This is a genomic window from Kitasatospora sp. NPDC059648 (genome assembly GCF_042734825.1).
GTDB lineage: Bacteria > Actinomycetota > Actinomycetes > Streptomycetales > Streptomycetaceae > Kitasatospora.
Genome location: NZ_JBHWDU010000006.1, coordinates 93,113 through 113,906, shown reverse-complemented (window position 1 = coordinate 113,906; position 20,794 = coordinate 93,113). Strand labels below are relative to the sequence as shown.

21 protein-coding genes and 1 riboswitch are annotated in these 20,794 nt (G+C 72.9%); of the genes, 13 read left to right on the top strand and 8 right to left on the bottom strand.

What is annotated here, in order from left to right; translation table 11 throughout:
• Nucleotides 1-34: 34 nt before the first annotated feature.
• Both paaN and ACFV1W_RS06310 read right to left on the bottom strand, forming a co-directional pair.
• The gene (paaN, locus tag ACFV1W_RS06315; protein WP_380413629.1) at nt 35-1,735 is read right to left on the bottom strand and encodes a phenylacetic acid degradation protein PaaN; all 1,701 of its coding nucleotides are present in this window, start codon (nt 1,733-1,735) and stop codon (nt 35-37) included.
• Between the two features lie 169 nt (nt 1,736-1,904).
• The gene (locus tag ACFV1W_RS06310) at nt 1,905-3,170 is read right to left on the bottom strand and encodes a hypothetical protein (RefSeq protein WP_380413627.1); all 1,266 of its coding nucleotides are present in this window, start codon (nt 3,168-3,170) and stop codon (nt 1,905-1,907) included.
• A 127-nt stretch (nt 3,171-3,297) separates the two neighbouring features.
• On the opposite strand from ACFV1W_RS06310, the gene ACFV1W_RS06305 reads away from it, so the two are divergent.
• Nucleotides 3,298-3,882 (top strand): TetR/AcrR family transcriptional regulator, encoded by a 585-nt coding sequence (locus ACFV1W_RS06305; protein WP_380413625.1) that lies wholly within the window; start codon nt 3,298-3,300, stop codon nt 3,880-3,882.
• Between the two features lie 12 nt (nt 3,883-3,894).
• On the opposite strand, the gene ACFV1W_RS06300 is transcribed toward ACFV1W_RS06305, so the two are convergent.
• Entirely contained in the window at nt 3,895-4,356 is a 462-nt protein-coding gene (locus tag ACFV1W_RS06300; protein ID WP_030278207.1) for an Lrp/AsnC family transcriptional regulator, read from the bottom strand.
• Nucleotides 4,357-4,505: 149 nt separating this feature from the next.
• On the opposite strand from ACFV1W_RS06300, the gene pdhA reads away from it, so the two are divergent.
• From pdhA to ACFV1W_RS06280, 4 genes are all read left to right on the top strand, one after another.
• On the top strand, nt 4,506-5,645 hold the full coding sequence (pdhA, locus tag ACFV1W_RS06295) for a pyruvate dehydrogenase (acetyl-transferring) E1 component subunit alpha (protein ID WP_380413623.1): 1,140 nt from the start codon (nt 4,506-4,508) through the stop codon (nt 5,643-5,645).
• On the top strand, nt 5,645-6,640 hold the full coding sequence (locus tag ACFV1W_RS06290) for an alpha-ketoacid dehydrogenase subunit beta (protein ID WP_380413622.1): 996 nt from the start codon (nt 5,645-5,647) through the stop codon (nt 6,638-6,640). The genes pdhA and ACFV1W_RS06290 overlap by 1 nt, the downstream gene beginning before the upstream one ends.
• A 5-nt stretch (nt 6,641-6,645) precedes the next feature.
• Nucleotides 6,646-7,992 carry a dihydrolipoamide acetyltransferase family protein gene (locus tag ACFV1W_RS06285; protein ID WP_380413705.1) on the top strand — a complete coding sequence of 449 codons (1,347 nt, stop codon included), beginning with the start codon at nt 6,646-6,648 and terminating at the stop codon, nt 7,990-7,992.
• A 233-nt stretch (nt 7,993-8,225) separates the two neighbouring features.
• Nucleotides 8,226-9,800, top strand: a complete 1,575-nt coding sequence (locus tag ACFV1W_RS06280) for an FAD-binding oxidoreductase (protein WP_380413620.1) — start codon at nt 8,226-8,228, stop codon at nt 9,798-9,800.
• On the opposite strand, the gene ACFV1W_RS06275 is transcribed toward ACFV1W_RS06280, so the two are convergent.
• Nucleotides 9,801-10,370, bottom strand: a complete 570-nt coding sequence (locus ACFV1W_RS06275; RefSeq protein ID WP_380413618.1) for an NUDIX domain-containing protein — start codon at nt 10,368-10,370, stop codon at nt 9,801-9,803.
• Nucleotides 10,371-10,569: 199 nt separating this feature from the next.
• On the opposite strand from ACFV1W_RS06275, the gene ACFV1W_RS06270 reads away from it, so the two are divergent.
• Entirely contained in the window at nt 10,570-10,992 is a 423-nt protein-coding gene (locus ACFV1W_RS06270) for an SsgA family sporulation/cell division regulator (RefSeq protein WP_380413616.1), read from the top strand.
• Nucleotides 10,993-11,085: 93 nt separating this feature from the next.
• Here the strand turns inward: ACFV1W_RS06270 and ACFV1W_RS06265 are convergent, their stop codons facing one another.
• A complete protein-coding gene (locus tag ACFV1W_RS06265) occupies nt 11,086-11,466 on the bottom strand; it encodes a phage holin family protein (RefSeq protein ID WP_380413615.1) in 381 nt (126 codons plus the stop codon).
• 125 nt (nt 11,467-11,591) lie between these two features.
• Here ACFV1W_RS06265 and ACFV1W_RS06260 point away from each other — a divergent pair, with 125 nt between their 5' ends.
• The 4 genes from ACFV1W_RS06260 to thiC all read left to right on the top strand — a co-directional run bounded on the left by ACFV1W_RS06260 (nt 11,592) and on the right by thiC (nt 15,145).
• Nucleotides 11,592-11,909: a cupin domain-containing protein gene (locus tag ACFV1W_RS06260; protein ID WP_380413613.1), complete on the top strand. Its 318-nt coding sequence runs from the start codon at nt 11,592-11,594 to the stop codon at nt 11,907-11,909.
• Between the two features lie 18 nt (nt 11,910-11,927).
• Nucleotides 11,928-12,596, top strand: coding sequence for a thiaminase II (tenA, locus tag ACFV1W_RS06255; RefSeq protein ID WP_380413611.1), 669 nt, complete (start codon nt 11,928-11,930; stop codon nt 12,594-12,596).
• Between the two features lie 179 nt (nt 12,597-12,775).
• Complete coding sequence (locus tag ACFV1W_RS06250; RefSeq protein WP_030278197.1) at nt 12,776-12,976, top strand: DUF5326 family protein; 201 nt, start codon at nt 12,776-12,778, stop codon at nt 12,974-12,976.
• 225 nt (nt 12,977-13,201) lie between these two features.
• Nucleotides 13,202-13,336: riboswitch (TPP riboswitch) on the top strand.
• Nucleotides 13,331-15,145, top strand: coding sequence for a phosphomethylpyrimidine synthase ThiC (gene thiC / locus ACFV1W_RS06245; RefSeq protein WP_380413609.1), 1,815 nt, complete (start codon nt 13,331-13,333; stop codon nt 15,143-15,145). Its footprint overlaps the riboswitch before it by 6 nt.
• Before the next feature lie 268 nt (nt 15,146-15,413).
• Here thiC and ACFV1W_RS06240 read toward each other — a convergent pair whose 3' ends face one another.
• Nucleotides 15,414-16,823 (bottom strand): IS21 family transposase, encoded by a 1,410-nt coding sequence (locus ACFV1W_RS06240; protein ID WP_380413607.1) that lies wholly within the window; start codon nt 16,821-16,823, stop codon nt 15,414-15,416.
• Nucleotides 16,824-17,078: 255 nt separating this feature from the next.
• On the opposite strand from ACFV1W_RS06240, the gene ACFV1W_RS06235 reads away from it, so the two are divergent.
• Nucleotides 17,079-17,336 (top strand): hypothetical protein, encoded by a 258-nt coding sequence (locus tag ACFV1W_RS06235; protein ID WP_380413606.1) that lies wholly within the window; start codon nt 17,079-17,081, stop codon nt 17,334-17,336.
• 88 nt (nt 17,337-17,424) lie between these two features.
• The gene (locus ACFV1W_RS06230; protein ID WP_380413604.1) at nt 17,425-18,198 is read left to right on the top strand and encodes a hypothetical protein; all 774 of its coding nucleotides are present in this window, start codon (nt 17,425-17,427) and stop codon (nt 18,196-18,198) included.
• Between the two features lie 52 nt (nt 18,199-18,250).
• On the opposite strand, the gene ACFV1W_RS06225 is transcribed toward ACFV1W_RS06230, so the two are convergent.
• Complete coding sequence (locus ACFV1W_RS06225) at nt 18,251-18,646, bottom strand: VOC family protein (RefSeq protein WP_380413602.1); 396 nt, start codon at nt 18,644-18,646, stop codon at nt 18,251-18,253.
• Nucleotides 18,647-18,790: 144 nt separating this feature from the next.
• Here ACFV1W_RS06225 and ACFV1W_RS06220 point away from each other — a divergent pair, with 144 nt between their 5' ends.
• On the top strand, nt 18,791-19,687 hold the full coding sequence (locus ACFV1W_RS06220) for a LysR family transcriptional regulator (protein ID WP_380413600.1): 897 nt from the start codon (nt 18,791-18,793) through the stop codon (nt 19,685-19,687).
• Nucleotides 19,688-19,862: 175 nt separating this feature from the next.
• Here ACFV1W_RS06220 and ACFV1W_RS06215 read toward each other — a convergent pair whose 3' ends face one another.
• Nucleotides 19,863-20,690, bottom strand: coding sequence for a hypothetical protein (locus ACFV1W_RS06215; protein WP_380413598.1), 828 nt, complete (start codon nt 20,688-20,690; stop codon nt 19,863-19,865).
• Between the last annotated feature and the right edge of the window lie 104 nt (nt 20,691-20,794).

The following is a 20,794-nucleotide window of genomic DNA, read 5'->3' as shown; positions in this document are numbered from 1 at the left end:
GGCGGCTCTGCGGTGCCGCCCCGGGCGGGGCGGATCAGCTGTGCCGGCGGATCTCCACCGTGCGGAACCGGTTGGCGACGAATGCGCCGTCGCAGTAGGCCGAGTTGGCGGCCGGGTTGGCGCCGGTGCCGTGCAGGTCGGAGAAGGCCGCGGTCTGGTTGGGGTAGACGCCGCCGGTGAGGTTGAGCGAGAGCGAGACGCCGGAGTCCAGCGCGGCCTCGACCAGCAGGGCCTCCACCTCGGGCGAGGTGGTGTAGCCGGAGGCCGTCATGGCGCCCTTCTCGCGGACCGTGGTGCGCAGCAACTCCACGGCGGCGGGGGTGGATTCGACGGCGACGGCGAAGGACACCGGGCCGAAGCACTCGCTGCGGAAGACCGTGCGGTCGTCCGGCTTGTCGGCGTCGAGCTTGACCAGCGCCGGGGTGCGGACGGTCGCGCCGGGGAAGTCGGGCGAGACCACCGCGCGCGGGGCGAGGGCGAGTTCGCCGTACTCCCCGCCGGCCGCGGCGGCCGAGCGCTGCAGCACGCCCGGGTTGACCACGGCGCCGAGGATGGCGGCGGCGCGGGCGTCGTCGGAGAGCAGGCCCTCGATGGCGGCGGCGAGGTCGGTGACGACCTGGTCGTAGGACTTGTCGCCCTGGTCGGTGCTGATGCCGCCGCGCGGGATCAGCACGTTCTGCGGGGTGGTGCACATCTGGCCGCTGTAGAGCGAGAGCGCGAAGGCGAGGTTGCCCAGCATGCCCTTGTAGTCGTCGGTGGAGTCGATGACGACCGCGTTGACGCCGGCCTTCTCGGTGTAGACCTGGGCCTGCTTGGCGTGCTCCTCCAGCCAGTCGCCGAAGGTGGTCGAGCCGGTGTAGTCGATCATCTTGATCTCGGGGCGGACCGCGAGGGTCGCGGCGACGGTGCCGCCCTCGTGCTCGGCGGCCAGGCAGACCAGGTTGGCGTCGAAGCCCGCCTCGGCGAGCACCTCGCGGGCGACGGCGACGGTCAGCGCGAGCGGCAGCACGGCCCGCGGGTGCGGCTTGACCAGCACCGGGTTGCCGGTGGCCAGCGAGGCGAACAGGCCGGGGTAGCCGTTCCAGGTGGGGAAGGTGTTGCAGCCGATCAGCAGCGCGAGGCCGCGCGGGACGACGGTGAACTCCTTGGTCATCACCAGCGGCTCGCGCTTGCCCTGGGGCTTGGTCCAGCCGGCCTGCCGGGGCAGCCGGGTCTGCTCGGCGTACGCGTAGGCGACGGCCTCCAGCCCGCGGTCCTGGGCATGCGGGCCGCCGGCCTGGAAGGCCATGCCGTAGGCCTGGCCGGTGGTGTGCATCACCGCCTGGGCGAACTCGTGGGAGCGGGCGTTGATCCGGTGCAGAATCTCCAGGCAGACGGCGGCGCGCTCCAGCGGCGAGGCGGCGGCCCATCCCGGCTGGGCGGCGCGCAGCGCGGCGATCAGCGCGTCCGGCTCGGCGTGCGGGTAGGTGATGCCCAGCTCGATGCCGTACGGGGAGGCCTCGCCGCCGACCTGGTCGCCGTCGGTGGGGTGGCCGTCGAGGGCGAAGGGCTTGCCGAGCAGGGCGTCGAAGGCGGCCTTGCCGTCGGCCGGGCCGCTCTCGCCGTAGGCCTTCGGGAACTCGGGGTACGCGGACCAGTAGTCGCGCTTCGCGGCGGCGGAGAGCGCGGCGTCCAGGGTGGCCTGGTGGCGCTCGACCAGCTCGCTGACGAGGGGGTGGGTGACCGCTGCGGACATCTGTGCGCTCCTCAGGGGGGAGGACGGGACACGTCACAGAGTAACCGAACGATCGGTCGGCTCAAGAGGGTGCAGGGGTCGGATTCCGACGGGCTCCCGCGGACTCCCCGGGAACGCGAAGGGGCGCGCCCGGTCCGGACGCGCCCCGCTCCCACGGTGGTGGGCCGGTCTACGGCACGCCGAGCTCGAAGATCACGTACCCGGCGTACCAGCCCGAGGCGACCGCGCCGGTGCCCAGCACGGCCGCCAGCACCGGCCAGCTGAGCTTGCGCATGCCCACCGCGAGCGCGACGAACAGCGGGAACGCCGGGAGCAGGTAGCGCGAGACGTTGCCGAAGATGCCCAGGCTGCCGAGCACCGAGACGATCGTGGCCAGCGTGTAGGCGGTCAGCACCAGCGGCGGGCGCAGCCGGACCAGCAGCACGATCAGCACCGGCAGGCTGAACACGATCAGGGTGGCCAGCAGGTCCGGCACCGGGAAGGCGAAGGGGTAGTCGTTGCGGCCCAGCAGGACCCCGCGGATCGCCTGCCAGGTGCCCTGGCCCCAGTCGAAGTAGTGCAGCCAGGCGTCGTGCTGGATGCGGAAGTAGCCGCCCCACTCGCCGGTCCGCCAGCCCACCCAGGCGACGTAGCCGAGCAGGCCCAGCGGGGCCAGCAGCATCGCGGCCAGCGGGCGCAGCACCCCGCTGTCCCGCCGGTACAGCTCGACCAGAGCGGCCAGGCCGACGGCGCCGATCAGCGCCGCCGCGGTCGGCCGGTTCAGCCCGGCGACCAGGGCGACCGCGCCGGCCGCGACCCACTGCCTGGTCATGGTGAGGTAGCACGCCCAGGCGGCCAGCGCGACGAACAGCGAGTCCGAGTAGACCGCCCACTCGGCGCCCGAGCCCGGGGCGATCGCCCAGATCCCGGCGGCGATCACGCCCGCCCGGGGGCCGGACAGCTTGTCCACCACGGCGTAGATCCCGGCGGCGGCGAACAGCGAGGCCAGCACCGAGACCAGCATCCCGGCGCCGTACAGGCCGAGGCCGGTGACGTCCGAGGTCAGCCGCATCAGGCCCGGGTAGAGCGGGAAGAAGGCGGCCGAGTTCTGCTCGATGGTGAAGCCGGGCTGGCCGCCCGGGATCGGGACCAGGGCCGGGTGGTAGCCGAACTGGGCGACCTGCTGGTACCACCAGCCGTCCCAGCTGGCCAGGACGTCCCAGGGGTGGGCGCCACCGCCGAACCGGGCCGGCTTCTTGGCGTAGTCGCCGGCGAAGGAGAGCAGCTTCATGAAGACCGTGAAGCCGATCAGCTTGAGCACGGCGTAGCACCAGACGGCCGGGCCGAAGCGGACGGCCAGGGTCCGAGCGCGCTCCTGCCAGGGGTGCGGGACGTCCGCCGGCTCCTCGCTGCGCTGCTCGGGCACGTCGGAGGAGACTGCCGGTATTGCGTTCATCAGCTGTGGACCCCAGCCTGCTGGACGTGGACGATCGTCCGCAGATTCTAGGGCCTGCCCCCTTCGGCAGGTGTGGACCAACGGACCCGATCGAGTGGCCCGTGGGGCGTCCGGGGATACTCGGAGGATGGCCGATCACACCACGCGCACCGCCTACACCGTCGAGTCACTGCTCGCGGTGACCGTCGACGTGTTCAACGAGCGGGGTTACGACGGCACCTCCATGGAGGACCTCTCCCGGGCGGCCGGGATCTCCAAGTCCTCGATCTACCACCACGTCCGCGGCAAGGAGGAGCTGCTGCGGCTGGCCGTGGGGCGGGCGCTGGACGGTCTGTTCGCGATCCTGGCCGAGCCGGCCGCGGTGGAGGGCCCGGCGGTGGAGCGGCTGGAGCACGTGGTGCGGCGCACCGCGGAGGTGCTGCTGGCCGAGCTGCCGTACGTGACGCTGCTGCTGCGGGTGCGCGGCAACACGGCCACCGAGCTGTGGGCGCTGGAGCGGCGGCGGGACTTCGACCACCAGGTGGCGGAACTGGTGCGGGCGGCGGTCGCGGACGGCGCACTGCGCGGGGACGTGGAGCCGCGGCTGGCCACCCGGCTGCTGTTCGGGATGATCAACTCGATCGTGGAGTGGTACCGGCCGGGGCTGAAGGCGGCGGACGGGGTCGCGGACGCGGTGGTGCACCTGGCCTTCGACGGGCTGCGGGCGCGCTGACGCCCTGGCGTCTCAGTCCGGGGGGACCTGGTCGGTCTCCTCGAACACCAGCATGGTTCGTGTGCCGAGTACCTGCGGGATGGACTGGATGCGGTTGAGCACCAGCTCCCGCAGGGCGTGGTTGTCGGCGGTGTGCACCAGCAGCAGGACGTCGAAGTCCCCGCCGACCAGGGCGATGTGGGCCACCCCGGGCAGCTCCAGCAGCTGCTCGCGCACGGTGCGCCAGGAATTCTGGACGATCTTCAGGGTGATGTACGCGGAAGCGCCCTGACCTGCCCGTTCGTGGTCCACCCGGGCAGTGAAGCCGCGGATGATGCCGTCCTCGACCATCCTGGATATCCGGGCGTACGCGTTGGCCCGGGACACGTGCACCCGCTCGGCCACCGAGCGGATGGAGGCGCGACCGTCCTGCTGCAGCAGCCGCAGGATCGAACGGTCGACCCGGTCGAGTCTGGACATCTGTTCAGCCGACATGACCCCCCACCCTCACCGATTGGACGCACTGCCACCAGTCGACCGCCGCTCAGGCCGAATGTCCACCACCTTGTCACGCTTCTGGTCAAGATGAACAGACGACCGAACAATCGGTAGGGAGCCCCCGCCACCCATGGAGGTGCCCCGAGATGACCGTTCTCGACCACAGACACCACACGGGCGTGCCCGGCTGGATGCCCGGAGCGACCGCCCCGCGCACCGATCCGGCCCCCCTCCTCCCGGACGTCTCCCCCGTCCGGGTGCTCGGTACCCCCGCGCTGGAGAAGCACGACCCGGCGCTGCTGCGCGAGCTCTACCGGCGACTCGTCGTCGGCCGGCGCTACAACCAGCAGGCGACCACCCTGACCAAGCAGGGCCGCCTCGCCGTTTACCCGGCCTCCACCGGGCAGGAGGCCTGCCAGGTCGCCGCCGCGCTGGTGCTCGGCGAGCGCGACTGGCTGTTCCCCAGCTACCGCGACACCCTCGCCGTGGTCTCCCGGGGCGTCGACCCGCTGGAGGCGCTGACCCTGCTTCGCGGCAACGCCCACACCGGCTACGACCCGCGTGCCAGCCGCACCGCCCCGCTCTGCACCCCGCTCGGCACCCAGGCCCCGCACGCCGTCGGACTGGCGCACGCCGCCCGGCTGCGCGGCGAGCCGGTGGTCGCGCTGGCCATGCTCGGCGACGGCGGCACCAGCGAGGGCGACTTCCACGAGGCGCTGAACTTCGCCGCCGTGCTCCGGGCCCCGGTGGTCTTCCTGGTGCAGAACAACGGCTACGCGATCTCCGTCCCGCTCAGCGCCCAGTCCGCGGCGCCCAGCCTGGCCCACAAGGCCGTCGGCTACGGCATGCCGGGCCGGCTGGTGGACGGCAACGACGCGCCCGCCCTGCACTCCGTGCTCACCGAGGCCGTCGAGCGGGCCCGGGCCGGCGGGGGCCCGACCCTGGTCGAGGCGCTGACCTACCGGATCGAGGCTCACACCAATGCCGACGACGCCACCCGCTACCGCACCGAGCCCGAGGTGGACGCCTGGCGGGAGCACGACCCGATCCTGCTGATGGACCGCGCGCTGCGCGAACTGGACCTGCTGGACGACGGCCTGGTGCAGGACGCGGCGGACGAGGCGGAGGCGCTGGCGGCCCGGATGCGGGCCGAGTTCCACGCCGACCCGGAGCTCGACCCGATGGCGCTGTTCGCCCATGTCTACGCCGAGCCCACCCCCCAACTGCGCGAGCAGGCAGCCCAGTTGTCCGCCGAGCTGGCCGCCGAGGCCGAGGTGCAGCACTGATGTCGACGGCAGTCTCCTCCCGTACCGCCTCGATGGCGCAGGCGCTCAACTCCGCCCTTCGGGACTCCCTGCGGGAGGACCCGACGGTCCACGTGCTCGGCGAGGACGTCGGCGCGCTCGGCGGCGTCTTCCGGATCACCGACGGGCTCACCGCCGAGTTCGGCCCGGACCGCTGCCTGGACACCCCGCTCGCCGAGGCCGGCATCCTCGGCACCGCGATCGGCATGGCGATGTACGGGCTGCGCCCGGTGGTCGAGATGCAGTTCGACGCCTTCGCCTACCCGGCGCTGGAGCAGTTGTTCTCCCACGTCGCCAAGATGCGCAACCGCACGGCGGGCAGGCTCCCGCTGCCGATCACCGTGCGCATCCCGTACGGCGGCGGCATCGGCGGCGTCGAGCACCACAGCGACGCCTCCGAGGCGTACTACACCAGCACCCCCGGCCTGCACGTGGTCACCCCGGGCACGGTCGCCGACGCGTACGGGCTGCTGCGCGCCTCGATCGCCTCCGACGACCCGGTGGTCTTCCTGGAGCCCAAGCGGCTCTACTGGGGCAAGGCCGAGTTCGATCCGGCGGCGCCGGTCGAGCCGATCGGCCGGGCCGTGCTGCGGCGCACCGGCACGTCGGCGGTGCTGATCACCTACGGCCCCTCGCTGCCGGTCTGCCTGGAGGCGGCCGAGGCGGCGCGGGCCGAGGGCTGGGACCTCGCCGTGCTGGACCTGCGCACCCTGGTGCCCTTCGACGACGAGACGGTCACCCGGGTGGTCCGCTCGATCGGCCGGGCCGTCGTGGTGCACGAGGCCAGCGGATTCGGCGGCACCGGCGCGGAGATCGCCGCCCGGGTCACCGAGCGCTGCTTCCACCACCTGGCGGCACCCGTGCTGCGGGTCACCGGCTTCGACATCCCCTACCCGCCGCCGATGCTCGAACACCACCACCTGCCCGGGGTGGACCGGATCCTGGACGCGGTCGCCCGGCTGCAGTGGGAGGACTGAGGATGATGCCCGTCGTACGGGAGTTCCGGCTGCCCGACCTCGGTGAGGGGCTCACCGGGGCGGAGGTGGTGCGCTGGATGGTCGAGGTCGGCGAGGTGGTCGCGGTCGACCAGCCGGTGGTGGAGGTGGAGACGGCCAAGGCCGTGGTGGAGGTGCCCTGCCCGTACGGCGGGGTGGTCACCGCCCGGTACGGCGCGGAGGGCGAGGAGATCGCCGTCGGCGCGCCGTTGGTGACGGTCGCGGTGGCTTCGGCGGGGGACACGGGGGTTGGCCCTGCTGCTTCTTCCGCTACCGCTTCTGCCGAGGTCGAGCGGCCGTTGGTCGGGTACGGGGTCGCCGAGAGCAGGGGGGCGCGGCGGCGTCGGGTGGGAGCGGCTGCTCCCGCTCCCGCTCCTGTTCCCGTTGCGGTGGCGGCTCCGGTTGCTCCCGCTGCCCCTGCTGCTCCCGCTGAGCCGTTCGCGCCGGTTGCTCCGGTCGTGGTGCCGGTGATCTCACCGTTGGTGCGGCGGCTGGCCCGGGAGCAGGGGGTCGACCTGACCGCGCTCTCCGGCAGCGGGCCGGACGGGCTGATCATGCGCGCGGACGTCGAGCGGGCGGTCGCGGCCAAGGTCGCCGCTCCGGCGTCCGTGGCTCCGGCGTCCGCCGGGGCGGCGGCGGTCGCGCAGGACGAGGTCGTCCCGCTGCGGGGGCTGCGCAAGGCAGTGGCCGAGAAGCTCGGCCGCAGCCACCGGGAGATTCCCGCGGCGACCTGCTGGGTCGATGTGGACGCCACCGAACTGATGGCGCTGCGACGCCAGTTGAACGCCACACCGGGCCCGAAGGTGAGCGTGCTGGCGCTGCTGGCCCGGATCTGCACGGTCGCACTGGCGCGCTTCCCCGAACTCAACTCCAGTGTCACCGAGGACGGTTCGGGCATCGTCCGGCACTCGGCGGTGCACCTGGGCTTCGCCGCACAGGGCGAACGCGGGCTGGTCGTCCCGGTGGTCCGGGATGCGCACGCCCGCAGCACCGAGCAACTCGGCAAGGAGCTCGGCCGGTTGACCGAGGCGGCACGCAGCGGTTCGCTCACGCCGACCGAACTGACCGGCGGAACCTTCACGTTGAACAACTACGGGGTGTTCGGTGTGGACGGCTCCACCCCGATCCTCAACCACCCCGAGGCGGCGATGCTAGGGGTCGGCCGGATCGTGGCCAAACCATGGGTGCACCGAGGCGAGTTGGCGGTTCGCGAGGTGACGCAGCTGTCGTTCACCTTCGACCACCGGGTCTGCGACGGCGGGACGGCCGGCGGGTTCCTGCGGTTCGTGGCGGACTGCGTCGAGCAGCCGGGGATGCTGCTGCGGCAGCTGTGACCCCACCGCACCGAACGGGGCTGGGTCGCCCTGGGTGTGCTGCTCGGCACTCAGGGCGACCACCGGTCGAGTGAGAGTAGCGCGTTTCCGGGCCGGGTGTCCGGGCTTCGCGTGATTTGTCGGATGAGCTTTTCGGGCGTGCCACGCTGCCTAGGCGTCAGCAGAGACAAGCCAGGTGGTGGCGCAGGCCGGCCGGAGGCGAAACGATTCTCTTGGGTACTCGAAACGCAGCGGTGAAGACCCGCAGAACACTCCTCATCCGTACCGGGCTCGGCTCGGCGGGGGCCGCCTCCGTCCCGGGCCTGCCGAGGGCGCACGAGCCCGGACCGGCGGCGGCCGAACCCGCGGTGGCCGGTGCGTCGGTGGCCGGTGCGCCTTTGGCCGGTGCGCCGGCGGTCTCACCGGTGCCCCCGGCGCCGGTGGTTCCGCCGCGGCCCGTCGAGCCACCGGCCGTCCCGGTGCCCCGCCATCCGGAGCCGCCCTCGACCACCGGTACCGCGTCCGCCTTCCAGCTCCTCTTCGCCGACGCGCCTAGCCTCAACTGGGCTGGCGCCGGGGACGGTCGGAGCGACGCGTGGGCGCCGCAGGCCTCCGCGCCGCAGCTTCCGGCCGCGCTGCCCGTCGCCCCGCCCGTCGCCGTCGCCCTTTCGAGCGCCGAAGGGGTCGAACTCCCGCTCACCGCAAGGGACGTCGAGCTGATCCGGGCCAGCCTCGCCATCGTCGAGCCGGTCGCCGACCGGGCCACCGCGCACTTCTACGCCCTGCTCTTCCTCCGGCACCCCGAGGTCCGCTCGCTCTTCCCCGTAGCCATGGACGTCCAGCGCGACCGGCTGTTCCGCACCCTGCTCGCCGCCGGCCGCGGCGCCGAGGACCCGGCGGCGCTGCGCACCCGGATGAGCGCGCTCGGCCGCGGCCACCGCCGCTACGGCACCCTGACCGGCCACTACGCCCCGGTGGGGGAGTGCCTGGTGCAGGCGCTGGCCCGGTACGCGGGCAGCCGCTGGGGCGCCGACACCGAACTGGCCTGGCGCCGCGCCTACCGGCTGATCTCCGGCATCATGATCGAGGCCGCCGAGGAGGACGCCCGCACCTCGCCGCCCTGGTGGCAGGGCGAGGTGGTGCGGCACGAGCGCCGCACCCGGGACGTCGCGGTGCTCACCGTCCGCCCGGACCAGGCCTACCCGTTCCGGGCCGGCCAGTACTGCAGCCTGGAGACGCCCTGGTGGCCGCGGGTCTGGCGGCACTACTCCTTCGCCTCCGCGCCGCGTCCGGACGGACTGCTGACCTTCCACGTCAAGGCCGTTCAGGCGGGCTGGGTGAGCAACGCGCTGGTGCACCGGGCCGCCCCCGGGGACGTGCTGCGGCTCGGCCCGGCGGCGGGTGCGATGACCGTCGACCACGCCGCCGGCACCGACCTGCTCTGTCTCGGCGGCGGCACCGGCATCGCACCGATCCGGGCCCTGGTCGAGGAGGCGGCCGAGCACGGCGGCCCCGGCCGCAGCGTCGAGGTGTTCTACGGGGCCCGCCGCGCCGCGGAGCTGTACGAGCTGGACGCGCTGCGCGGTCTGGCGGACCGCCTGCCCTGGCTGACGGTACGGCCCGTGCTGTCCGGCACCGGCCCGGCCGAGGGCGCCCTGACCGGCGAACTGCCCGAGGTGGTGGGCCGGTTCGGCCCGTGGGAGGGTCGGGAGGCGGTGCTCAGCGGCCCGCCCGCGATGGTCCGGCGCGGGGTCGGGGTGCTGCTGCGGATGGGCCTGCCGGCCGAGCGGATCCGGCACGACCTGGTGGGCGAGCGGGCCGCCGGGTGATCAGCCGAGATCGGGAGCGAGGAGCGCGCGGATGCCCTCGATGTTGGTCGCCAGGTACGCCCGCAGCCGGGGCGGGACGACGTTCACCGACGTCACGCCCTCGCGGGTGAACGGCAGCCGGACCACCTCGTACTCGCCGTTCGGGTCCGTCACCTCGGGCCCGTGCCGCCGGCTGAGGTCCATGGAGGCCAGTCGGCAGACGAAGAAGTGCTGCACCTTGACCCCGTGCGGGTGCAGCAGGGTGCTGTCGTCGGTGGGGGTCCCCCCGGCCGGAGGCTGGGGGAGGGTGTGGCTGATCGTGTCGACGAAGGCGGGCACCACGTCCACGATCTTGGCGCCGAGCTCCTCGTCCACCTCGCGGTGCAGCGCCTCGACCACCGTGCGGTCGTCCCGCTCGACCCCGCCGCCGGGGGTGATCCAGTACGGGTGCGGCGCCCCGGGCCTGACCCGCCGGATCAGCACGATCGAGGCCGGGCCGTACGGGTCGGCCGGGTCCAGCTCCAGCAGGATCGCCCGCGCGGTCCGTTTGACCACCGGGCGCGGTGGCGGGGTTCGGTTGTCGGGGCCCATGGCGACCTCCGGGGCTGGAGCGTTGTGCGGGAGTCTCCCGCACCGCGCGGAGGTCGAAACGCCCGTCCGGTCGGGGGCGCTCCGAAGTCCACCGTTCGGCTTCCGGACCCGTCAGCACGAAACCGTCGACAGCATGCCCGGCCGGTGGTGGAACCCTCGTCCACACACCGGTGCCGGGCAGGAGAGAGGTACTGGCGCCATGCAGCACAGCACAGTCCAGGGGCACCTGGCGATGAACCTCGTGGTCTCGCCCGAGCTGTCCTTCGGCATCGTGGCGGACCTGGCGTACGAGGCCGGCGATCCGTACGCGGTCCGTTTCGCCTTCCACCTGCCCGGCGACGCCCCCGTCGTCTGGGTGTTCGCGCGCGAGCTGCTGCTGGACGGCCTCGGCGGCCCGTCCGGCGAGGGCGACGTGCACATCCGACCGCTCGGCGGGGAGCCCCCGGAGGTCAGCATCGCGTTGCACACCCCCAACGGGGACGCCGTGCTGCACGCCCCGGCGGCGCCGCTGATCGCCTTCCTGGCGCGCACCGACCGGCTGGTGCCGATGGGGCAGGAGCTCGCCGGGCGGGAGCTCGACGCCCAGCTCGCGGCCATCCTCAGGGGGTGCGACGCGGGTTGATCGGCCGGGAACGGCGAAGGGGCCGGTACCCGGTGGACCACCCGGGCACGGGCCCCTTCCGCGTCGTCGTGCGCGACGGGACGCACGACCGGGTCAGTCGTCGTCCAGAGCCAGGTGCAGGCCCCAGGCAACGACGCTTATGATCAGCGAACCCACAAGCGCCGCGCTGAAGTTGAGCACGTGGAAGTCCAGCTCCAGCCTGCTGGATGCCCACGATGTGAGCAGCAGCATCAGGGCGTTGATCACGAAGGTGATCAGGCCCAGCGTGAGGATGAACAGCGGGAACGAGAACAGCTTCACCACCGGCTTGATCAGCCAGTTGATGAGGCCGAAGACCACGGCCACGCCGAGCACCGTGAGCGCCTTGTGCTGCCAGTCGGCGTTGCCCTGGGCGAGTTGGATGCCGCTGACGATCCAGGCGGCGACCCAGATGGCCGCCGCGTTGATCAGTGTCTTGATGACGAAACCCTTCATGCCGCCCAAGCCTGACAGGCACCCCGCCCCGGGGGAAGCTCCCATCGGGCGAGTTGGTGTTGAATGCCCCTGGTCCGCGTGGTGGACGCGACGGAGCGACGGACGGACGGAGGAGGACGGCAGCGGTGAAGGTGTTCCGGCTGGACGAACTGGACGCGGAGCGGGCGGCCAACGACGGTGCCTACCTGCGGTTCCTGCGCGAACCGCGGATGTCCGCCGGGCTGTACGCGCTCTCCCCCGGCGACGCCGACACCCAGACCGCGCACGACCAGGACGAGATCTACCAGGTCATCAGCGGCCGCGCCGAGCTGACCGTCGGCGCCGAGACGACGACCGTCGGTCGCGGCAGCGTGGTGTACGTCCCGGCCGGCACCCCGCACCGGTTCCACCACGTCACCGAGGAGCTGCGGGTGCTGGTCGTGTTCTCCCCGCCGGAGGACTGAGCGCTTAGGGTCGCCCGTATGACCCGTAGTCTCACCGACGAGCTCTGGGCGTCGATCGAGCCGATCTACGCCGAGATCCTCGCCCACCCCTTCATCGGCGGCCTCACCGACGGCACCCTGCCGCGCGAGGCCTTCCGCCACTTCGTCGTCCAGGACTCCCACTACCTGCGCGACTACGCCCGGGCGCTCGCCGTCTGCGCCGCCAAGGCACCTGGCGAGGAGGACGTCCGGGCCTTCGCCGACGACGCGGTCGGCGCGCTGGCCGCCGAGCAGGGCATGCACGCCGAGTTCCTCACCGCCTTCGGCGGCACCGCCGAGGAGGCCGCCGCCGAACCGGTACTGCCGACCACCCGGGCCTACACCAGCTACCTGCTGGCCACCGTCTACGGCGGCTCCTTCGCCGAGGCGCTCGGAGCGGTGCTGCCCTGCTACTGGATCTACGCCCGGGTCGGCGAGGCGCTGCTCGCGCAGGGCTCCCCCGACCCGCTGTACGCCAGGTGGATCGCCACCTACGGCGACGAGGCCTTCCAGTCCGTGGTGCGCCGGGTGCTGGCGCTCACCGACCGGCTCGGCGAGGAGCTGTCGGCGGCCGAACGGCGCCGGGTGGTCGAACACTTCAGGACCACCTCGCGCTACGAGTGGATGTTCTGGGACGCCGCCTGGCGCGGGGAGCGCTGGCCGGTCTGACGTGCGCCCCGCCGATTCTCGGGGGTCGTCCCGGGGGGTCGGATAAGGGTGATCTCGGGGTTCTCTCCGGGCCGTTGGCCCTCGTTCCGCCGCTCGCGCCCCCGTACGATCGAAGCATCGAAAGCAAGCGGGATACGGCACCGGACGGCAGCCGGCCCGAGGGGAGAAGAGGAACCGACATGGCTGAGCTCTGGAAGTCGCTGCCCTCCTGGGTGCGCAACATCGTCATCCCGGTGCTGGTCCTGGTGCTGGCCTGGAACGTCATCGCCTTCGTGTTCGGCGTGGTCGGCGCCCTGCTGAGCATCGTGATCAAGCTGCTGGTGGTCGTCGGCATCGCGGCCGCCGTGGTGATCCTGGTGAAGAAGGCCGCCAAGAGCTGACCCCGCTCCGCGCGCCGCGCGGAGCACCTCCGGAGGCCCGGTACCCCGTCCGCGGGGGCCGGGCCTCGGCCTTTGCGCCGCCTCTCCGACGGCTTCGCGCGGACGGCTCCTCGGCCGGTGCCCTGCCGGTTCCTCGGCCGGTTCCTTGGCCGGTTCCGTTCGGGGACCGTCTGGACCTGCGGCGATCGGCTCGCTACGGTGTTGGGCGTCATGTGCAGGCAACACCGCCTGCGACGCGGGAGCTCGGAGCACCGGGCTGAGAGGGCGCTGACCGGGACGTCGACGGACGGACCGACGGCTGCGTCGACCGCAGGAACCTGACCGGGTAATGCCGGCGTAGGGAGTAGAGGTCAGATGACCACGTTCGAAGCACAGCCGCAGTCTGCCCAGAGCGCCCCCAGCAGCGAGCGCACCGGCTACCCCACCCCGGCCTGGCGCAAGGCCTACCGCGACGGGTCCCGCCCGGACCTGCGGGTGCCCTACCGCGAGGTGCAGCTCACCAACGGCCGGACCGTCCCGCTGTACGACACCTCCGGCCCGTACACCGACCCCGCCTACGAGCCCGACGTGCGGCGCGGCCTGCCCGCCCTGCGCGACGCCTGGATCCGCCAGCGCGGCGACGTCGAGGAGTACGACGGCCGCGAGGCGCGCCCCGAGGACGACGGGATCAAGCACACCTCGCCGCGCGGGGGCAACCTGCGCAACCTGGACGCCGTCTTCCCCGGCCGGCCGCGCCGCCCGCTGCGCGGCCGCGGTGGCGCCGCCGTCACCCAACTCGCCTACGCCAAGCGGGGCGTGGTGACGCCGGAGATGGAGTTCGTGGCGCTGCGCGAGGGCCTGGAGCCGGAGTTCGTGCGCGCGGAGGTGGCCCGCGGCCGGGCCGTCATCCCGGTCAACGTGAACCACCCCGAGGTGGAACCGGCCATCATCGGCACCAACTTCCTGGTGAAGATCAACGCCAACATCGGCAACTCCGCCGTCACCTCCTCGATCGAGGAGGAGGTGGAGAAGATGACCTGGGCCACCCGCTGGGGCGCCGACACCGTCATGGACCTCTCCACCGGCCGCAACATCCACACCACCCGCGAGTGGATCCTGCGCAACTCCCCCGTGCCGATCGGCACCGTGCCGCTCTACCAGGCCCTGGAGAAGGTCGACGGCAAGGCCGAGGAGCTGAGCTGGGAGGTCTACCGGGACACCATCATCGAGCAGTGCGAGCAGGGCGTCGACTACATGACCGTCCACGCGGGCGTGCTGCTGCGGTACGTCCCGCTCACCGCGCGGCGCAAGACCGGCATCGTCTCGCGCGGCGGCTCCATCATGGCCGCGTGGTGCCTGGCGCACCACCAGGAGAACTTCCTCTACACCAACTTCGAGGAACTCTGCGACATCCTGGCCTCCTACGACGTCACCTTCTCGCTCGGTGACGGCCTGCGCCCCGGCTCCATCGCCGACGCCAACGACGAGGCGCAGTTCGCCGAACTGCAGACCCTCGGCGAGCTGGGCCGGATCGCCCGCGAGCGCGACGTCCAGGTGATGATCGAGGGCCCGGGCCACGTCCCGATGCACAAGATCAAGGAGAACATGGATCTCCAGAAGGAGATCTGCGACGAGGCGCCGTTCTACACCCTCGGCCCCCTCACCACCGACGTCGCCCCCGGCTACGACCACATCACCTCGGGCATCGGCGCCGCGATGATCGCCTGGTGGGGCACCGCGATGCTCTGCTACGTCACGCCCAAGGAGCACCTGGGCCTGCCCAACCGGGACGACGTCAAGACCGGCGTGATCACCTACAAGATCGCCGCCCACGCCGCCGACCTCGCCAAGGGCCACCCCGGCGCCCAGGCCTGGGACGACGCCCTCTCCGACGCCCGCTTCGAGTTCCGCTGGGAGGACCAGTTCAACCTGGCCCTCGACCCGGAGACCGCCCGCGACTTCCACGACGAGACCCTCCCCGCCGAACCCGCCAAGACGGCCCACTTCTGCTCGATGTGCGGCCCGAAGTTCTGCTCGATGAAGATCTCCCAGAAGATCCGGGACGAGCACGGCGACGGCTCCACGGCCGTCACCAGCGAGTTCGACGCCGACGCCGAGGCCGGCATGCAGGCCATGTCCGAGGAGTTCAAGGCCCAGGGCAGCCGGGTCTACCTCCCGCTGGCCGACTGACCCCGTGGACGCCGTGGCCGGGGAGCCGGTCCCGGCTCCCCGGCCGCAGCCGTGCCTCCCTCGATCCTCTGCTCGACGGAGGGCTCCCGGAAGCTCCGCGGCGAGCGGCCGTTGCCGGGTGGGTGGTTCCCGGCACGGCCGCCCGCGTGTTCCGGTGGCGCCCTCGTCTGTTCCGGTGGCGCCCTCGTCGGAGGGCCGCTCACCGGACCGGCCGCCGGCGGCCGGTCGCCCGCTGTGCGGCGGCCGGTCGGACTCGTGCGGGGACTGCTCAGCTCCCGGCGCCGCCGGTCGGACGCTCCCGCGGGGCGGGCACCCGGGGTGCCGCGGCCTTGCCCTCCCCGTCGGTCCGACGGGTGCGCTGGAGGGCGAACCGGGCGCGTAGCGCGTCGGCTTCGGCCAGGGCCTGCGGGGACGGCGGACGCGGCGTGTTCCGCTGGCAGAGCGGGGCGTCGGCGGGCACCGGTGCCGGGTGGCGCTCCAGCACGGTGATCGCACTGCTGTGCTCGACGACCGTCAGCCCGGCCTCCGCCGGAGCGAGCGGGCAGCGGGCGATCACGGCGCCGGCGGGGGTGGCGATGGACAGGTGGGACTGGTCGAGGCGTCGGCGGACTTCCACCGGTGCGTCGACCAGGTGCTCCGGCAGGGCGTAGAAGTTGCCTCGGAAGGGCACCAGCCCCTGGGCGGTGACGGTACGGCGGGCGCGGACCCGAACCGGGTAGGGGGCGGGCAGCTCCCGAAGAGCTGCGGTGCCGGTGCTCCCCCGCCGGGCGTCCAGGCGTGCGGCGCACCGGCTCAGACCGTCCCAGGCGTCCCGGAGGCCGGTGTCCTCCGGCAGCTCGCGCCACCACGAGCGGACGGCCTCGTCCAGGGTCCGGCGGGTGTATGAGCGCTGGTCGGCCGGCAGCCGGCACTCGACGCGCACGCCGTAGTGCTCGGCCACCTGCCGGAACTCCGGTGTCATCCGGTCGGTCCGCGGGCACCACACGGTCGGCGTCCGGCCGAACCGCCAGCATCCGGCGGTGCCACCGAGTCGTCTCAGCACGATGTCGACGGCTTCGACGAGGTGGGGCAGCTCCTGGTCCTCCGCCAGCGCCACCGCCCAGCGGCCGAGGCCGCGGCCTGCGCCCGCGCCGGGGCCGGTGAGCGAGCCCACCAGCAGTCCCGCCCGGTGGCCGTAGCCCCAGGACGGCGGCGGCTCGGGGAGTCGCAGCCAGTCGAAATCGACGGCTCCTTCGCCCGGTCCGGGAGCGGGCCGCCCGCTCGCGGCCGCGGCCAGGTCCTGGCATTGGCGGCAGCGCGGCCGGGCCTGGTGTCTGCGCAGGGCCCCGGTGAAGGTCGAATAACCACCCTCGTAGCCGAGGTCGACGATCTCCTCGAAGAGGACGGTGGCGGCCAGGTGCGGGTCCTCCGCGAGACGCTGGCGGCAGTACGGCAGGAACTGGAGGAATCCGTCCCGAGGCGGAATTCTGGTGCCGGGGAGCCGCTCTCCCCGGAGGTAGGACCTCACGGTTTTTCGATCACGCCCGAGGTGCCGGGAGATCCTGATTATCGACCATCCTTGGCGATGCAACCTTACCGCTTCCAGGTATTCCTTCCAGGACAGCAAGAAGCCTCCCAGGGTCCGTTCGACCCGGCGCAAGCCGATGAATATGCCAAGAGCAAGTCGGAAACATAGCATCGCGCGAAAAGCAGAAACGTTTCTCTTGTAATTGTTTTACTTGGGGAATTTTGGCGAGCGGCGCCGGTGTTGAGTATAGGATTACCCGTGCTCCGGCGCTTCGTGTCGTCTCTTCGTGTGCGCGCCCCGGAGCGGGAAAATATTCACCCCCCGGCTCTTCGCTCTGGGTAATTTTGCAGAGCATCGCCGATATCGAATATGGAAGGACGCCCGTACGCCGTAAAACCGCGCCCGCCGCTTCTCGTTGATGAACCCGTGACTTCACCATGCCTGCCCTACGCCCCGTCGCCTCCGGTGCGGGAGCCGATCGCCCCGCTCGGGACGTGGCTCTTCGTCCCCGACCGCCGGAACGCCGTGGGCGACGTGTCCACCGGCTACCTGTCGCGCAACGGCGAGCGGGTCGTCCTGTCGCACACCTCGCGCCCGCTGGCCGACCTCGTGCGGAAGATCGGCCAGCTGGAGAGCGACTTCGCGGCGCGGATCGGCGCCCTGCTCTTCCCGGAGGAATCGTGACGCCGTCGGTACCACCGAGCTGCTCCGCGCCGGACCGGGCCGGCCGCGGGAGCGATCCGAAGCCGGCCGATCGCATGGGGAGGCTGCCGTGTACGACCGGATGACCGAACGCCTCGGCGCGTACGGGGCCCGCGGCTACGACGAGGCGAACCACGAGGGGTGGGCCGCGTCCGTGGACCGGGGCCGCGAGGAGGCCCGCCCTGCGGGCGAGTGGTACGACGACGGTTTCGCCTACGGCCTCGGCGCCGCGCCCGGTGACGCCCAGGCGTTCAGGCCCGTCGTCGCGTCAGCCGTCGGCTGGGAGAACGAGACGCCGTTCGTGCCGCCTCAGCGAGCGCCGGTGGAACCGTCCGGCCCCCGTGCGACGGGCGGACCGGTCGGCCCGTCGACTTCCCGGCACCGCCGGCGCCCTCCCTTTCCCCGCCCGTCCTGGCCCCACCTGGTCAGCTCCGCCTTCGGCGCGCTGACGGCGCTGACGGTGACCACGGCCTGCGTGCTGAGCCTGGTGTTCTCCTACGGGCCCCTCCAGGAACTGGCCTTCCCGTGCGTGCCGCGCGGACTGTCGCGGGTGTGGCCGGTGGTCGTCTACGGACCGTGGCTCGCGGGTTGCCTGTCGGTCCTGCGTTCGGTCCAGCACGGGCGCCAGCCGTTCCACTCCTGGGTGGTGGTCGTGCTCTTCTCCGCTCTCGCGGCCGGATTGTGCGTCGCCGACGTCCCCTGGACGCTGCCCGCCGTCGTCGTCTCCGGGCTGCCACCGCTCACCGGCGTCATCTCGCTCCACCAGCTGGTGCGCCAACTCACCGCGGCCAGGGGGGCGCGCCAACGGCTGGACCGGCAGGCCGGACGCCGGGCGCGCCGGTGAACCTTCGTCGAGCCGTTCGGCTCGTGGCGGTCACCCTGTGCCCGGCCGGTGATCAATCCGTGCGCTCGCCGGCGTCCTGGGAGTACCAGCGGAGTTCGACGGTGTTGCCGTCCGGATCCTGGACGTAGAGGGAGGTGCCGGTGCCGCGGGCGCCGTAGCGGGGGCCGGGGCCGTCGAGGACGGTGAAGACGCCCGAGTCGACGACCTCCTGCCAGTCGAGGGGCTCCACGGTGAGGCAGATGTGGTCGACGTTGGACTCGTGCCGGGGGCGGTCGAACAGGTCGATGATCGTCGCGGAGTTGACCCGGACGGAGGGGAAGGAGACCTTGCCGGCCCGCCACTCGTCGACCCGGACCGGTTCCAGGCCGAGGAGGCCGGTGTAGAAGGCCAGGGACCGCTCGATGTCGGCCACGTTGAGGACCAGGTGGTCGAGGGCGACGACGCGCATGGTGATCGGCTCCGGGGATGTGGGTTCCGCTTGGACGGGTTCCACGATCCTCCGGACGGAAGCGATCATCAATGCCGGATCCCCGTACGATCGTTGAGCTGGATTAAACGATGCCGGGTGCGCGGCGGCAGGGACGGGGGCGGCATGCTGGAGCGGCTGGAGACAGAGGTCTTCCTCGCGCTCGCCGAGGAGCTGCACTTCGGCCGGACCGCCGAGCGGCTGGGCCTCACCACCGGCCGGGTGAGCCAGGTCGTCAGGAAGCTGGAGCGCCGGGTCGGCGCACCGCTGTTCGACCGCACCAGCCGGTTCGTACGGCTCACCCCGGTCGGGCGCCAGCTGGCCGAGGACCTCGCCCCGGTGGTGGCCGCGATGGAGCAGGCGCTGCGCCGGGCGGTGGACGCCGGCCGGGGGGTGACCGGCGAGCTCCGGGTCGCGTTCCTCGGGGAGTGGACGGCCCCGGTGCTGCTCAGGGCGGTCGCGCTGTTCGGCGAGCGGCACCCGGACTGCCGGGTGGACGTGCGGGAGGCGCACCTTTCCAACTCCCGCTTCAGCCTGGAGGACGGCTCGATCGACGTCCTGGTCGCCTCCTACCCCTTCGACGGCATGGCGCTCGGCCCGGTCCTGCTCACCGAGCGGCGCGCCCTGGCCGTCCCGGCCGGGCACCCGCTGGCCGCCGAGGCCTCGGTGTCGCTGGAGGTGCTCGCGGACCACCCGGTGGTGCAGTACCCGGCGGTCACCTCGATCGGCTTCAAGCGGGACCGCACCCCCGACCGCACCCCTTCCGGCCGGCCCGTCACCAAGGGCCCCGCCGGTGCCACCTTCTCCGAGATGCTCAGCCTGGTCGCCATGGGGCGCGGCGTCCTCCCCGTCGGCGAACTCTGCCGCCGGTACTACCCCCGACCGGACCTCGCCTACGTCCCCATCCACGACGCCCCGCTGATCGAGCGGGGTCCGATCTGGCTGCCGGCCAACAGTACCGAGCGGGTTCGGGAGTTCATCCGGGCTGCGGCGGACGTGGCCGCTGGGGGTGGGGGTTCGTAGCGCTGCGTCCGGAGCCGGGGGCCGGGGGCGGCGGGTCCGTCAGGAGATGGCGCGGAGGCGGGGGCGGCCGGGCGGGTCAGTCGGGTGCGGTGGGTGGCGGTTTCGGGGTCGGCGGGGAGGAGGACGAGGAGCTGTTGGGCCTCGGCGGCAGCCCCCCGGGACAGTGCCCACGGCGTCAGCGGACGTCGTCCGGTCCGGTGAAGTCGGGCGGGGTGTAGCCGGGCCCGGTGAAGTCCGGTGTGGTGAAGGCCGCGGGCCGGGGGGTGCGGCCGTCGGCGTCGGTGAGGCCGCCGGTGCCGGGGCTGGTGAAGGCGGGCGGGCTGTACCCGGGGCCGGCGAAGCCGGGGGCCGAACGGCCGGGCGCGCCCGGCAGGTGGGTGCGGAGGTACGGCAGCAGGCCGCGCTCGCGCAGGGCGGTGCGCCATTCGGCCCGGGCGGCGGCGAGTTCGGCGGCGAGCTCCGGGTCGGTGCCGGGCGGGACGGCCGCGGCGCCGTCGCGTATGGCGGTGAGCAGCAGTCCGACGACGCCGACGGCCATCGCGGCGACCCCGGCGGCGAGTGCGACCCAGCCGGCGGTGACCATGGAGTGGCCGAGCAGGAGGCCGGAGTCGACGGCGCGCAGCACGTAGCCGACCAGCAGCAGGACCAGCCCGGCGGACCAGGCGAGGATCGGGGTGAGCACGATGAGGACGGGGAACAGCCCGGCGCCCCCGTCGGTGGAGCGCAGCTGGCTGAGGAGCCCGGGGGCGTACGGTTCGACGTCGGCCGGTGGTGCGGGTGTGGCGCGCAGGCTCTCGCGCAGCGCGGTGTAGTGGGCGTACTCGGTGGCGGCCGCGTCGTTGACGGCGTCGGCGTCGCGCAGGGCGAGGACGCGCAGCTGGTCGGCGGTGAGCGCGCCCGGGGCGCGCAGGGCGGTGAGGACGGTGCGGTCGCGCAGGGCTTCGCCGAGGAGGCGCTCGTACTCCGGGCGGTCCTCGGCGTGCAGCGGCGGGGGGTTGGACATGGGGACCCCGTTCATGCGGACGCCGGCCGGCATCGAGGGCGCGGGGCCGCATCGGGGACGCGGGACACCCTCGGAACGCCGGGACGGGCGCGGAGGCGGGCCGC

Bases quoted from the DNA above. Each gene is read 5' to 3' on its own strand.
- ACFV1W_RS06265 (WP_380413615.1), bottom strand. From the start codon at position 11,466: ATGAAGGGTTTCGTCATCAAGACACTGATCAACGCGGCGGCCATCTGG.
- ACFV1W_RS06305 (WP_380413625.1), top strand. From the start codon at position 3,298: ATGGCCGATCACACCACGCGCACCGCCTACACCGTCGAGTCACTGCTC.
- ACFV1W_RS06300 (WP_030278207.1), bottom strand. From the start codon at position 4,356: ATGTCGGCTGAACAGATGTCCAGACTCGACCGGGTCGACCGTTCGATC.
- ACFV1W_RS06290 (WP_380413622.1), top strand. From the start codon at position 5,645: ATGTCGACGGCAGTCTCCTCCCGTACCGCCTCGATGGCGCAGGCGCTC.
- tenA (WP_380413611.1), top strand. From the start codon at position 11,928: ATGACCCGTAGTCTCACCGACGAGCTCTGGGCGTCGATCGAGCCGATC.
- paaN (WP_380413629.1), bottom strand. From the start codon at position 1,735: ATGTCCGCAGCGGTCACCCACCCCCTCGTCAGCGAGCTGGTCGAGCGC.
- ACFV1W_RS06275 (WP_380413618.1), bottom strand. From the start codon at position 10,370: ATGGGCCCCGACAACCGAACCCCGCCACCGCGCCCGGTGGTCAAACGG.
- ACFV1W_RS06310 (WP_380413627.1), bottom strand. From the start codon at position 3,170: ATGAACGCAATACCGGCAGTCTCCTCCGACGTGCCCGAGCAGCGCAGC.
- ACFV1W_RS06220 (WP_380413600.1), top strand. From the start codon at position 18,791: ATGCTGGAGCGGCTGGAGACAGAGGTCTTCCTCGCGCTCGCCGAGGAG.
- ACFV1W_RS06240 (WP_380413607.1), bottom strand. From the start codon at position 16,823: ATGCTATGTTTCCGACTTGCTCTTGGCATATTCATCGGCTTGCGCCGG.
- ACFV1W_RS06215 (WP_380413598.1), bottom strand. From the start codon at position 20,690: ATGTCCAACCCCCCGCCGCTGCACGCCGAGGACCGCCCGGAGTACGAG.
- ACFV1W_RS06285 (WP_380413705.1), top strand. From the start codon at position 6,646: ATGCCCGTCGTACGGGAGTTCCGGCTGCCCGACCTCGGTGAGGGGCTC.
- thiC (WP_380413609.1), top strand. From the start codon at position 13,331: ATGACCACGTTCGAAGCACAGCCGCAGTCTGCCCAGAGCGCCCCCAGC.
- ACFV1W_RS06270 (WP_380413616.1), top strand. From the start codon at position 10,570: ATGCAGCACAGCACAGTCCAGGGGCACCTGGCGATGAACCTCGTGGTC.
- ACFV1W_RS06225 (WP_380413602.1), bottom strand. From the start codon at position 18,646: ATGCGCGTCGTCGCCCTCGACCACCTGGTCCTCAACGTGGCCGACATC.
- pdhA (WP_380413623.1), top strand. From the start codon at position 4,506: ATGACCGTTCTCGACCACAGACACCACACGGGCGTGCCCGGCTGGATG.
- ACFV1W_RS06250 (WP_030278197.1), top strand. From the start codon at position 12,776: ATGGCTGAGCTCTGGAAGTCGCTGCCCTCCTGGGTGCGCAACATCGTC.